Annotated in this window: 10 protein-coding genes; 5 read left to right on the forward strand and 5 right to left on the reverse strand. The window is 50.0% G+C overall.

The genetic code is table 11. The annotated features are described in order from the left end of the window. Positions 1-2 precede the first annotated feature (2 nt). Both AC3QL0_RS02415 and AC3QL0_RS02420 read right to left on the reverse strand, forming a co-directional pair. Complete coding sequence (locus AC3QL0_RS02415) at positions 3-911, reverse strand: cell division protein FtsX (RefSeq protein WP_493009935.1); 909 nt, start codon at positions 909-911, stop codon at positions 3-5. Continuing rightward, positions 908-1,579, reverse strand: coding sequence for a cell division ATP-binding protein FtsE (locus AC3QL0_RS02420; RefSeq protein ID WP_135863831.1), 672 nt, complete (start codon positions 1,577-1,579; stop codon positions 908-910). Before AC3QL0_RS02420 ends, AC3QL0_RS02415 begins: the two co-directional genes overlap by 4 nt. Positions 1,580-1,766: 187 nt before the next feature. On the opposite strand from AC3QL0_RS02420, the gene AC3QL0_RS02425 reads away from it, so the two are divergent. From AC3QL0_RS02425 to AC3QL0_RS02445, 5 genes are all read left to right on the forward strand, one after another. Continuing rightward, positions 1,767-2,786, forward strand: coding sequence for an amino acid ABC transporter substrate-binding protein (locus tag AC3QL0_RS02425; protein ID WP_493009936.1), 1,020 nt, complete (start codon positions 1,767-1,769; stop codon positions 2,784-2,786). A gap of 87 nt (positions 2,787-2,873) precedes the next feature. After that, positions 2,874-4,058: an amino acid ABC transporter permease gene (locus tag AC3QL0_RS02430; protein WP_493009937.1), complete on the forward strand. Its 1,185-nt coding sequence runs from the start codon at positions 2,874-2,876 to the stop codon at positions 4,056-4,058. 2 nt (positions 4,059-4,060) lie between these two features. Further along, the gene (locus tag AC3QL0_RS02435; RefSeq protein WP_493009938.1) at positions 4,061-5,155 is read left to right on the forward strand and encodes an amino acid ABC transporter permease; all 1,095 of its coding nucleotides are present in this window, start codon (positions 4,061-4,063) and stop codon (positions 5,153-5,155) included. A 49-nt stretch (positions 5,156-5,204) separates the two neighbouring features. After that, entirely contained in the window at positions 5,205-5,945 is a 741-nt protein-coding gene (locus AC3QL0_RS02440) for an amino acid ABC transporter ATP-binding protein (protein WP_493009939.1), read from the forward strand. 148 nt (positions 5,946-6,093) lie between these two features. Continuing rightward, positions 6,094-6,750, forward strand: a complete 657-nt coding sequence (locus AC3QL0_RS02445) for a YiaD family glycine zipper/OmpA-like lipoprotein (protein WP_135865052.1) — start codon at positions 6,094-6,096, stop codon at positions 6,748-6,750. A 172-nt stretch (positions 6,751-6,922) separates the two neighbouring features. Here AC3QL0_RS02445 and AC3QL0_RS02450 read toward each other — a convergent pair whose 3' ends face one another. From AC3QL0_RS02450 to AC3QL0_RS02460, 3 genes are all read right to left on the reverse strand, one after another. Then, the gene (locus AC3QL0_RS02450; RefSeq protein WP_493009940.1) at positions 6,923-7,501 is read right to left on the reverse strand and encodes a GNAT family N-acetyltransferase; all 579 of its coding nucleotides are present in this window, start codon (positions 7,499-7,501) and stop codon (positions 6,923-6,925) included. Positions 7,502-7,783: 282 nt separating this feature from the next. Continuing rightward, complete coding sequence (locus AC3QL0_RS02455; protein ID WP_493009941.1) at positions 7,784-11,437, reverse strand: hydantoinase B/oxoprolinase family protein; 3,654 nt, start codon at positions 11,435-11,437, stop codon at positions 7,784-7,786. A gap of 127 nt (positions 11,438-11,564) precedes the next feature. After that, complete coding sequence (locus AC3QL0_RS02460; protein WP_493009942.1) at positions 11,565-12,860, reverse strand: TRAP transporter large permease; 1,296 nt, start codon at positions 12,858-12,860, stop codon at positions 11,565-11,567.

Raw genomic sequence — 12,860 nt, forward strand, 5'->3', positions numbered from 1 at the left:
ACTTAAAACTGCGTACTGCGGGTAACGGACCATCTGGCTGCCAAAGCGGCAATCAGGGCGATGAGCACGGCAGCTGCTAGCAGGCTCAGGCCATCAGGCAGGTGCAGTTGCACATGTTGCTGGTAACTGGCAGCCAGACGATTCAAGGCTTCACTTAATAATGGCAAGGCCAGCCATGCTAACAGCACGGCTACCAAGCTTGATGCTATACCAGTGATAGCACCTTGGTATAAAAATGGTCTGCGCACGAAGCTTTCGGTAGCACCTACCAAGCGGGCTACGGCAATTTCTTCACGCTGGTTTAGTGCTTGCAAACGCACCGTATTGAATACGGTAGCAATCATAATCACTGCTACACAGAGGCTGAGCAAACTAAGCGCTACACGTATAAATTGCAGTAATGAATCCAAGCGTTTTAACCAGTCGCTGTCTAGCTGTACGCGCTCAATGCGTTCGGTGGTGGCAAGCTCAGACGCCAAACGTTCAGCCACACCGGTTTGATCGGGAGCGTCTTTAAGGCTGAGTACCACGCTGTGTGGCAGTGGGTTTTCACCCAAGGTGCTTAACGCATCTGCCCACAGAGGGTTCTTTTTCAATTCGTTATACGCTTGATCACGGCTGATTAACGTGCTGGAAAGCACATCATCTGCATACTTCTGGTGTAAGTCACCAGTGAGTTTCTGTGCTTGTTCTAAGGACGTGTCTAGCTTCAGGTACAGCGTGATTTCGGGGTTAACAGGTAGGTCTTTTACTAGTGGTTGAGCGGACACCAGCAAGGCCCAACCAATCAATGGTGCTGCCAAGGTGAGGGCAATGACCAGAATGTTGGCTAGCGATGAAAACGGTTGATGAATCAGTCGGCTAAAGGCTGTGCTTGCGGCATAGCGGTGTTGACGTAACCAGCGGTTCATAGTGGTACACCTGCGAAATCAGAAAAACGTCCCTCTTCAATAAGCAGGGTACGGCGGGCGTATTGAGCCATCAGTGCGCGGTCGTGCGAAGCAATTAAGGTTGTGACGCCAACACGGTTGAAATCCAGAAACACATCCATGATGCGTTTAGCACTGGCGGCATCTAAGTTAGCCGTAGGCTCGTCGGCAATGACGATGGCAGGGCGATTCACAATGGCTCTGGCGATAGCCAAGCGCTGTTGTTCGCCACCGGACATCTCTATAGGCGTAAAGCCTTCTTTACCTGCTAAACCCACTTTTTCCATCGCGGCACGGGCGCGTTTTAGTGCTACCGAGCGCTCTACGCCTTGTACTTCCAAGGGCAGCAGCACGTTATTGATGGCGCTGCGGTCATACAGCAAATGGGTATCTTGCAGGATCACGCCTACTGCACGGCGCAAATAAGGACGTGCACGAGCAGCAAGCTGGTCTACGCGTTGTTCCTTCAGATAAATACTGCCGCGGCTAGGAGCTTCCAAGCCACCAATAAGTTTCAGTAATGTGGATTTACCCGCACCAGACGGGCCTGAAACAAAAATAAAGTCACCACCTGCAATTTCAAAGTTGATGTCCGCAAGAATGTTTTTTCCGCGGCCGTAAGATTTGAAAACGTGTTGAAACCGGATCATGGCATGAGACTGGCAGGAAACGATGAAGGGAATCGGAGTTAACTCCGAGCGCACGTCTATTTTATCGCTAAAGGGAAAGTGCGGATGTTTTAATCTGTGTGTAATGAGTAGGATGGATAAAATTTGACCAAAGTTAGCAGTAGGATCAGCTGTATTTACCACAAGTAAATCTCTAGAGGAGACGTTCATGAAAATCGTAAAAACGATTCTGTTGGGCTCTGTGGCAGTATTGATGAGTTCTGGTGTGACTTATGCAGCAGAAACCTTAGATAAGGTGAAGCAAAAAGGTTTTGTGCAATGTGGTGTACACGTAGGTTTACCAGGCTTTTCCATTGCCGATAGTAAAGGGCAGTGGGGCGGTATAGATGTGGACTTATGTAAGGGTATTGCTGCGGCTATTTTTGGTGATGCCACTAAATTCAAAGTAACTCCGCTGACTACACAGCAGCGCTTTACCGCATTGCAGTCAGGAGAAATCGACGTACTTACACGAAACAGTACAGCCACCATGGCGCGTGATACCACGCTTGGCCTGATTAGTGCGGGTGTTAACTACTATGACAGCCAAGGTGTCATGGTGAAGAAAAGCTTAGGTATTGATAGTGCTACCGAGCTAGATGGAGCAGCAATTTGTGTGCAGCCAGGCACCACCACTGAACTTAATTTGGCTGACTGGTTCCGCTCTAATAATTTGAATTTCAATCCTGTCGTCATCAACAACCCAGACGAAGCCATGCGCTCTTTCTTGGCAGATCGTTGCGATGGCTTTACCACCGACAAATCTGGTTTAGCCGCGATGCGAGCCGCACAGGCTACCCCCGATGACTTCATGATCTTGCCAGAAGATTTCTCCAAAGAACCGCTAGGGCCAATGGTGCGCCAAGGCGATGAAGAGTGGTTCTTATTGGTACGTTGGGTGCTAAACGCTATGAACGAGGCGGAAGAGTATGGTGTAACGTCTAAAAACGTCGATGATCAACTGAAAAGTGATAACCCAAACATACAGCGTATCTTGGGTGTATCAGGGGAAATGGGCAAAGGCCTGAAGCTGGATGACAAATGGGCCTACAACATCATCAAGCAAGTTGGTAATTACGGAGAGGTATTTGATCGTAACCTAGGGGAACCAACACCCTTGAAATTGGAACGCGGTTTGAACGCTACATGGAAAAATGGTGGTTTAATGTATGGCTGGCCAATCCGTTAAGCAGTAGCTACATTCGGTGGCCAGATCAGACCGGAAGGGGTTCTTCCGGTCTGCCACTACTTGGCTGTTTGAAGAGACAGACGGAATATGGCAAAGCATAAGCACAACCATACCACTACTAAAATTCATTTTTCCTGGAATGATCCGTTCATAAGAGGGATCATCTACCAGGTCATCATTATTGGTTTGTTGGCCTTTGGCGTGTGGTACTTGGTCAGCAATACCTTGCACAACTTAGCTGTGCGCAATATCTCTACCGGCTTTGATTTTTTAAATCGTGAGGCAGGTTTTGGTATTGGTGAAATGAGCATCGACTATCAGCCCTCCGATACGTACGGGCGCGCGATCGTTGTGGGCTTGATTAATACCTTGAAAGTGTCGGTGATAGGCATTGTGCTTGCCACTATCTTGGGCACGCTACTGGGTATTGCGAGGCTTTCCAATAACTGGTTAGTGAAGAAAGTCGCAGCAGTGTATGTGGAAGTTATGCGTAACGTACCGCTGTTGCTGCAACTGTTTTTCTGGTATGCCTTAATTATTGAGTCCTTGCCGCGCCCTAAAGATGCGTATGTACCTTTGCCTGGGGTGTTCATGTCTAATCGCGGGCTACAAGTGCCCACGCTAGAGGGGCATGCGTGGAGCTGGATTGTAGGCGGGTTGGCAATAGCGATTGTCTTAAGCGTACTGTTTGCGCATTGGGCCAGAAAGCGTCAAGAGCAAACAGGTATCATGCCGCCAGTGTTGCGGGTAAGTGGGTTGTTAATTGTGATCGTGCCTGCATTGCTGCTGTGGATAAGTGGCGAAGGTTTGCACCTCAGCTTTCCTGAGTTGCGCGGTCTGAACTTCAGAGGTGGTACTTCCTTAAGCCCTGAGTTTGCGGCGTTGTTGCTGGGTTTGGTGGTGTATACCTCGGCCTTTATTGCCGAGGTGGTGCGTTCTGGTATTCAAGCCGTGAGCAAAGGCCAGTGGGAGGCCGCAGAGTCTATAGGTTTGCCACGTAGCCTGACCTTAAGATTAGTAATTTTGCCGCAGTCGTTACGAGTCATCATCCCACCCATGACTAGCCAGTATCTGAACTTAACGAAAAACAGTTCATTGGCGGTGGCAATTGGCTATCCAGACATTGTTTCAGTGGTGAACACTACCTTGAACCAAACTGGGCAGGCCATTGAAGGTATCTTGATTATTATGGCGGCCTATCTGACCGTGAGTTTGTCCATTTCTGTATTCATGAACTGGTATAACCGGCGTCTAGCCTTGGTGGAGCGCTAATCATGAGTACTAAACCTGTATCACCTGTACTGGCTCCTCCGCGCCAACAAGTAGGCGTGTTGGGGTGGTTGCGCCAAAACCTGTTCTCCACACCACTTAATACCCTATTGACGGTGTTGGTGGCATGGCTGCTATTGATGTCTATTCCTGCTCTAGTAGAGTGGGGGTTAATTAATGCCGATTTCACGGCAACGTCTGCACAAGAATGTAGAGAAGTCACTGGTGCCTGTTGGGCATTCATCGTAGAAAAACACCGTTTAATTTTGTTTGGTGTGTATCCCTTTGATGAGCAGTGGCGTCCCTTATTGGCATCGTTGGTGCTGATACTCATGTTGGTGCTGAGCTGTATACGCCGTTTCTGGAATGCTTGGATGGCCGTGATTTGGACCATAGGGCTAACCGGCTTTGGTGTGCTCATGTGGGGCGGTATCTTTGGCTTGAGCTATGTGGATAACAGTCGATGGGGTGGTTTGCCTTTAACGCTGATGTTATCTACCTTCGGTATCGCATTCGCTTTCCCGCTAGGTGTGTTGCTGGCGCTGGGCAGACGCTCTCATTTGCCAGCAGTTAAAGCTGTGTCGGTGATCTATATTGAGCTGATTCGTGGCGTGCCGCTGATCAGCTTATTGTTTATGTCGTCGGTGATGTTGCCGCTGTTCTTACCAGAAGGCTTCAGCATCGATAAGTTATTGCGTGCGCAAATTGCCATCATCTTATTTGCTGCGGCGTATATTGCTGAAACTGTGCGTGGTGGTTTGCAGGCTGTACCTAAAGGGCAGTACGAGGGGGCGGAATCCATTGGTTTGAACTACTGGCAAACCATGCGCAAAATTGTGCTGCCGCAAGCGTTGAAAATCGTCATTCCGCCCTTGGTGAGTATCTTTATTTCCTTATTCAAAGATACTTCGCTAGTGGTCATCATCGGGATTTTCGACCTAACACAAGCCGCTAAAGTAGCCTTGGCCGATGCGGCATGGCGAGGGTATAGCACGGAAGCCTATCTGTTTATCGCCGCTATTTATTTTGTGTTCTGCTACAGCATTTCCCGTTATAGTCAGTCACTAGAAAAAAGTCTGAATTATGGACAGCGCTCCTAAGCAAAACGTCCAGTCCCCATGTTGATCTTGGGTTGAGAAGGAGTTCTTTATGGCAGAGCAAGCCATCATTCGTCTGGAAAACGTACACAAGTGGTACGGTGAGTTTCATGTATTGCGGGACATTACTCTGCAAGTAGCCAAAGGTGAACGTATTGTGATTTGTGGCCCATCGGGCTCGGGTAAGTCTACGTTGATTCGCTGTATTAACCGTTTGGAAGAGCACCAACGTGGACATATCTACGTTGATAACATGGAGCTCACTAACAATCTCAAGCAGATAGACGCCGTACGCAAAGAAGTAGGGATGGTGTTTCAGCACTTCAACTTATTTCCACACTTAACGGTGCTAGAAAACCTCACACTAGGCCCAGTGTGGGTGTTGAAGCAGCCCAAAGCAGAGGCCGAAACCAAGGCGTTAGAGTATTTAGATAGGGTACGTATTCTGGAGCAAGCCAACAAATACCCAGGGCAACTATCGGGTGGTCAGCAGCAGCGCGTGGCCATTGCCAGATCGCTGTGTATGAATCCCAAAATCATGCTCTTTGATGAGCCCACCTCGGCACTGGATCCAGAAATGGTGAAAGAGGTATTGGACGTGATGACTGGTTTGGCCGAGTTGGGCATGACCATGCTGTGCGTGACCCACGAAATGGGTTTTGCGCGCAAAGTGGCTGATCGCGTGATCTTTATGGATCAAGGTGAAATTATTGAAGTCAACACGCCAGATCGTTTCTTTGATCACCCAGATAACCCACGTACAAAAGAGTTCCTAAGCCAGATCCTGCGCTAAATAGAGCGGACTTCACTAATTTGTCAAAATTGGTGAATCAACTGGTGTGTGCTGTACAACTTACCAGATAATACATAGCTGTTAGATACCGTTACAGCATGTCCGTACTCTATACCGGAAACCGGTAGTTTTTTTAGGAATAATACTTATGAAAACCTCTTTAAAACTCAACAGGCTAGTGGCATGCATAGGCGCAGCAGCAGTAATGACTGGCTGTGCAAGTATGGAAGGTAAAGGCGGCGATACCGCAATGGGTTCTGGAATTGGTGCGGCGATTGGTGCTGGGTTAGGGGTATTGATTGGCGATAGCACAGAAGGTGCATTGATCGGTGCAGGCATTGGCGCAGTCGCTGGTGGCATCGTAGGTTATAACTGGTCAGCCATCAAAAATGATGTAGAAAAATCCGGGGCTAGCGACCTAGGTGTGGCGGTGACTGAAATGCCAGATGGCACCTTGCGAGTACACATTCCTAGCAACGTGTCTTTTGAGTCTGGGCAGTACCAGCTCAAACCTGCATTGTTGCCCGTTTTGGATAGCGTAGCTCGTGCGTTGATTCAGCACCCAGAATTGCGTGCTAAAGCGATTGGCTACACCGATAACACGGGCTCCTTACAGTTGAATCAAACTCTGTCACTAGAACGAGCTCAAGCAGTGACAGGCTACATGGCTAACCAAGGCGTACCACCCTCACACATGATGGACGAAGGCCGTGGTCCAAATAATCCTATCGCTAGCAACGACACACCTGAAGGCCGTTCGTTGAACCGCCGTGTAGAGTTGTTCTTGTATGCAGTGAAGCCGTAGCGATTTCAGAGCAGCGAGCAGCAATGAAGCCTCGGGAGACCGGGGCTTTGTTGTTTGTGTAGCTTACACACTCACCAATGCAGCAAGGAGTCACTCTATTAAGAAATACGTGGAAAGAGCTGGTGTGTTTACTGTGGAGCGGCCCGCTGGATGCCTATACCAATTAATAAGGTTAAGCTGCCAGCCCTTCAGTAAGTGTTGCGTGCGTTATGTCATAGACCAGCTTCTCGTACTCGTCATTCAAATAGCGCATACGTTTAGTCGCAACGAACCCTAGACTACGATACAGCTTACCCAGATTTGGTTTAGCCACATCAGCTAACAGACCTACCTTGCTAAAGCCCTGAGCATCAGCTTCCGCAATTACTGCAATCACCAACTGCTTAGCAATACCGCCACCACGGTGCTCAGGATCCACGGCCAGCGAGTCTATATAAATCTCGTCGTCATCTGACTCCCTAGGAAAATCGCCGCCCTGACTGTCCAGAGCAGAATAGCGGTCCTCATCCGTGCCTTTAAAAAACAGAATACACCCAACCACTTGCTCGCCCTTACGCGCCAGAATCACGTTTTGATAGCTAAAATAAACATCAGTACGAGCGAAGTCCTGCTCATATTTGGCAAGCGCTTCAGCCAATGTTGGTTTGCCTGAAATTGCCATGACAGCATCTTCATCAGCCAGTGCGATTAGTCGCACAGCGGCTTTAGCATCGGTTTTTTTGGCTTTTGAAAGAGTTAAATCTTTTGGCATAAGGCACCACATCATCATATTGAAACCCGGTGTAGCGATGTCTCGTTGCTTAGGGTAATAACGTGGTCAGGCTACGTGGGTGAGACAGTATTTTCCTGCATCATGCTTTAGTCGCCAAGATAAGTGCCATCTAGGAAATTGATGAAAAGTGATGGGTAATGCTTAGGTTTCGAGTGCTAATTAGCCTTGTGACGAGTAGGTTGATGTGGGGCAACCCATAAAAAAAGGGGATGAACAAAAACCACACGTTCATCCCCTGCACCAACTAATTACCGCAATGTATTACGCTTTGCCGAAACCGCCACCACCTGGGGTTTGGATCACGAACACATCACCAGGTTGCATCTCTGCAGATCCCGTTGCACCAATTTCTTCTTGGCTGCCATCCGTACGAATTACATAGCTTCTACCTACTTCACCTGGCTCACCACCTTCCAGACCAAACGGCGCTACACGGCGACGGTTAGACAAGATAGAAGCCGTCATGTTTTCTAGGAAGCGTACGCGACGAGTACCGCCGTTACCGCCAGATGCTGCACCTTTACCGCCGCTATTAGGGCGAATAGTGAAGCTTTCTAACAGCACTGGGAAGCGCCATTCCAGTACTTCAGGGTCAGTTAGTCTGGAGTTAGTCATGTGGGTTTGCACCACGTCTGTACCATCAAAGAGCTGACGCTCACCCGTTTCTGGGTGATAACGGAAGCCTGCGCCTGAGCCACCCGAGATAGTCTCGTAGTACTGGTGCGTGTTATTCCCAAAAGTGAAGTTGTTCATGGTGCCTTGAGCGGCAGACATTACGCCCAATGCACCGTATAGTGCATCAGTAATGACTTGCGAGGTTTCCACGTTACCGGCCACTGTCGCTGCTGGTGGGTTCGGGTTCAGCATGCAACCTTGTGGGATTTTTACGGTGATAGGTTTCAGGCAGCCAGCGTTCATCGGGATGTCGTCATCTACCAGTGTGCGGAATACGTACAACACCGCAGCCATACACACGGCCGATGGCGCGTTGAAGTTGTTTTCCAACTGTTCAGAGGTGCCAGTGAAATCAATTACAGCACTACGAGTAGCAGCGTCTACTTCTACGCTCACGTTAATGACGGCACCGCTGTCCATTTCATAACGGAAATGGCCATCTTTCAGCACACCGATCACACGGCGTACCGCTTCTTCAGCGTTATCTTGTACGTGCTGCATGTAAGCTTGCACCACGTCCAGACCAAAGGTGCCTACCATGCGGCGCAGTTCTTGCACGCCTTTTTCGTTGGCAGCAATTTGAGCACGCAAGTCAGCAATATTCTGTTCTACGTTACGAGCGGGATGTGGGCCACTACCCAGCAAGTCACGTAACGCTGCTTCACGCATCAAACCGTTTTCTACCAGTTTGAAGTTGTCGATCAACACACCTTCATCAATCACCGTACGGCTGTTTGGCGGCATGGAGCCGGGGGTAATACCGCCCACGTCTGCATGGTGACCACGTGATGCGACAAAGAACAGAATGTCTTTACCTGCCGTATCAAACACAGGAGTGACTACAGTGATATCGGGTAGGTGAGTACCACCGTTATACGGGTCGTTCAGTACGTAGCTGTCGCCTGGGCGCATTTTGCCACTGTTACGACGAATCACGGTTTTGATACTTTCGCCCATGGAGCCCAAGTGCACCGGCATGTGAGGCGCGTTAGCAATCAGGTTGCCATCGGCATCAAACAAGGCGCACGAGAAGTCTAGACGTTCTTTGATGTTGACCGAGAACGCTGTGTTCGCAAGGGTTGCACCCATTTGCTCAGCAATGGACATGAACAGGTTGTTGAAGATCTCCAGCATCACTGGATCAACATCAGTACCAATCGCGTTCTCACGACGTTGTGCTACAGCACGAGTCATCAAGATTTCACCACCACCCAAGATTTCCAACTGCCAATCGGGTTCCACAATGGTCGTGCCGCTAGCATCACAAATGATGGCTGGGCCTAACAGGTGGGAACCGGGTTGCAGGTCTGCTCGTTGGTAAATTGGGCATTGATGCTGTTGATCGTGCGAGAACAACGCTGCGGTGCTGGCGGCGTTTGCGATTTGCGCACTGGCAGCAGGGGCTGCGGCAGCCACAGGGCTTTGCTCGGAGCTTGCACCAATGGCTTCTACCGATACGGCTTCTACGATGAGTTTTTTGTCTGGCATCAAGAAGCTGTAGCGCTGCAAGTAGCTGGCTTCAAACTCAGCTTGCATCGCTGCTAAGTCGCCGTAGTTCACCAGCAAAGCAGAGTCTGTACCTTCGTAGCGCAGGTGAGCACGTTGCAGCATTTTGATGCGTTGTGCCGGTACACCTTGAGCCAAGACTTCGGCGCTGGCTTGTTCACCCAACAGTGCCAGTTGCTCTTCGTACAGGGGAATATTAGCGGTGTTCAGTTCGGCTTCCACGCTGATTTCACGCATGGCGGTAATGTCAGCCAAGCCCATACCGTAAGCAGACAACACACCAGCAAAGGGGTGAATCAAGACGCGGCTAATACCCAAAGAGTCGGCCACCAAGCACGCATGTTGACCACCCGCACCACCGAAAGAAACCAAGGTGTAGCGGCTGACATCGTAACCACGCTCGATGGAAATTTTCTTCACAGCGTTGGCCATGTTGGCTACAGCAATGTTCAAAAAGCCTTCAGCTACCTGTTCTGGTGTGTGATCACGACCCGTGCTGGCTTTGATTTCAGCAGCCAACTCGGTGAACTTCTGGCGAACGATATCGCGGTCCAGTGGCTGGTCAGCTTTGGGGCCGAAGATGCTAGGGAAAAATTCAGGTTGGATTTTGCCTAGCATGACGTTGCAGTCCGTCACGGTCAGAGGGCCACCATTACGGTAGGCGGCTGGACCAGGGAAAGCGCCGGCAGAGTCTGGGCCAACACGCATACGAGCGCCATCAAAGTGCACAATAGAACCACCCCCCGCCGCAACGGTGTGGATGTTCATCATTGGAGCACGCAGACGTACACCCGCCACAATGGTTTCAAAGGTACGCTCAAACTCGCCGTCATAGTGAGAGACATCGGTAGACGTACCGCCCATATCAAAGCCGATTAATTGCGATGCACCGGCAGCGGCGGCTGTACGAGCCATGCCCACGATACCGCCAGCAGGGCCTGACAATACGGAGTCTTTACCTTGGAAGGAGTGTGCCGAGGTCAAACCACCGTTGGACTGCATGAACATTAGGCGTACGCCATCTAACTCGCTGGCAACGCGGTTCACGTAACGACGCAAAATGGGGGATAGGTAAGCATCGACCACGGTGGTATCGCCCCTACCTACCAGTTTCATCAATGGGCTGACTTCGTGGGAAACCGATACCTGACCAAAACCCATCTCACGCGCCAATTCGGCGATGATTTGCTCGTGTTGGGTGTAGCGGTAGCCGTGCATCAGTACAATAGCCAGTGCGCGGTAACCAGCATCGTAGGCTTCTTGCAGTTGTGCGCGTACAGCGTCTTTATCTAGTGCTTTTTCAACCGTACCGTCAGCGTGAATACGCTCGTCCACTTCTACCACGTGTTGGTACAACAGCTCAGGTAAGTGGATCTGACGATCAAAAATACGTGGTCGGGCTTGGTAACCAATACGCAGCGCATCTTTAAAACCACGTGTGATGAACAGTACAGTAGGTTCGCCTTTACGCTCTAACAGGGCATTGGTAGCGACCGTTGTACCCATTTTCACCGCTTCGATCAGCTCGCTAGGAATAGGGGCATCCACTGCCAAGCCCAACAGGTGACGAATACCTGCCAGTGCGGCATCCGGGTATTGAGCAGGGTTATCAGAAAGCAATTTGTGCGTAAGCAAATGACCGTCGGGGTGGCGGGCCACGATGTCGGTAAAGGTGCCTCCACGGTCTACCCAAAATTGCCATTTAGAAGTTGGGAGCGTTGTATCTTGTGTCATACCAAGTCCTTCGTTGTAGCGTCGTAGGAATAATTCAGCGTAAGGGGGGCCGGACCCCTGTAAACAGGGGCCTAAGCATTGTTAGTAAGTTAAGGTGGCTGCCTGCCGTGTACAGCAGGCAGCGGTGTTACATAGCGTTAGGTAACCACATGACAATTTCCGGGAAAATGGTGACCAGCGCGGTGGCCAAGACCAGTATCCAGAAAAACGGTAGTGCCATCTTCACCAGTTCAAACAAGTTTTTGCCGGTGATGTTTTGAATAACGAAAAGGTTAAAACCAATAGGTGGCGTAATTTGTGCCATTTCTACGGTCAGAATTAGGTAAATACCAAACCAGATAGGATCAATACCCGCAGCTAGTACAGTAGGCATTAATACCGACGTGGTTAGCACGATCAGCGAAATACCATCCAAGAAAGCGCCCAGCAGGATGAAGAACACAGTTAGCGCGGCAATCAAGGCGTAAGGGCTAAGGTTCAGCGAAGCAATCCATGATGCTAGGTTGCTAGGCATACCCGTAAAGCTCATAGCGCTGGTCAGGAAGCTGGCACCAATCAAGATGAACGAGATCATGCATGAGGTACGTACTGCACCCATCAAACTGGCGGAAAAGGATTTCCAGTTCAGCGAACGACCTACACCAGCAATAATCAGCGAGCCAATCACACCAATAACGGCTGCTTCGGTAGCAGTTGCAATACCAGCGTAAATAGAACCGATCACACCAGCGATCAGTAACACTACAGGTAGCAACAAGCGCAAGCGGTACAGTTTTTCGCGCAGGGTGATTTCTTCTACTTCTTTAGGAATACCACCAGGATTGCGCAGTGACCATAACGCGATATAGCCTGAGAACAGGAAGATCATCATGATGCCGGGCAAAATACCAGCAATAAACAGCTTGATGATAGAAACCTGTGCCGCGACGGCGTACACAATCATCACGATAGAAGGTGGGATCAGCAGGCCCAATGTACCGGCACCGGCGAGCGAACCAATACTGATGCCTTCATCGTAACCACGGGACTTCAGCTCTGGCAGTGAAATACGGCCAATGGTGGCAGCTGTAGCAGCAGAAGAACCGCTCACCGCAGCAAAGATACCGCAGCCTACTGTATTGACGTGTACCAAGCGGCCGGGCAGGCGTTGTAGTAGTGGGCCCAAGCCTTTGAACATGTCTTCAGCAAGACGAGTGCGATACAGAATTTCGCCCATCCAGATAAACAGCGGTAAGGCCGTTAATGACCAGCTAGCGGCTGAGTCCCATGCTTTGGTAGCAAAAATAATACCGGCAGGATTATCGGCGAACAGCATCAAACTGATCATGCCGCACGCTACCAAAACGATAGCAACCCATACCCCCATGCTCAATAATAAGAGCAGGGATATAACGAGGATTATGGCTTGAGTTAAGTCACCCAT

The organism is Paenalcaligenes sp. GW821-LYS-B07-1 (assembly GCF_058803365.1).

What these genes read in the sequence shown, in the direction of transcription:
- AC3QL0_RS02460 (WP_493009942.1), bottom strand. Translation starts at nt 12,860, where the DNA reads ATGGGTGACTTAACTCAAGCCATAATCCTCGTTATATCCCTGCTCTTA.
- AC3QL0_RS02425 (WP_493009936.1), top strand. Translation starts at nt 1,767, where the DNA reads ATGAAAATCGTAAAAACGATTCTGTTGGGCTCTGTGGCAGTATTGATG.
- AC3QL0_RS02450 (WP_493009940.1), bottom strand. Translation starts at nt 7,501, where the DNA reads ATGCCAAAAGATTTAACTCTTTCAAAAGCCAAAAAAACCGATGCTAAA.
- AC3QL0_RS02420 (WP_135863831.1), bottom strand. Translation starts at nt 1,579, where the DNA reads ATGATCCGGTTTCAACACGTTTTCAAATCTTACGGCCGCGGAAAAAAC.
- AC3QL0_RS02440 (WP_493009939.1), top strand. Translation starts at nt 5,205, where the DNA reads ATGGCAGAGCAAGCCATCATTCGTCTGGAAAACGTACACAAGTGGTAC.
- AC3QL0_RS02430 (WP_493009937.1), top strand. Translation starts at nt 2,874, where the DNA reads ATGGCAAAGCATAAGCACAACCATACCACTACTAAAATTCATTTTTCC.
- AC3QL0_RS02455 (WP_493009941.1), bottom strand. Translation starts at nt 11,437, where the DNA reads ATGACACAAGATACAACGCTCCCAACTTCTAAATGGCAATTTTGGGTA.
- AC3QL0_RS02435 (WP_493009938.1), top strand. Translation starts at nt 4,061, where the DNA reads ATGAGTACTAAACCTGTATCACCTGTACTGGCTCCTCCGCGCCAACAA.
- AC3QL0_RS02415 (WP_493009935.1), bottom strand. Translation starts at nt 911, where the DNA reads ATGAACCGCTGGTTACGTCAACACCGCTATGCCGCAAGCACAGCCTTT.
- AC3QL0_RS02445 (WP_135865052.1), top strand. Translation starts at nt 6,094, where the DNA reads ATGAAAACCTCTTTAAAACTCAACAGGCTAGTGGCATGCATAGGCGCA.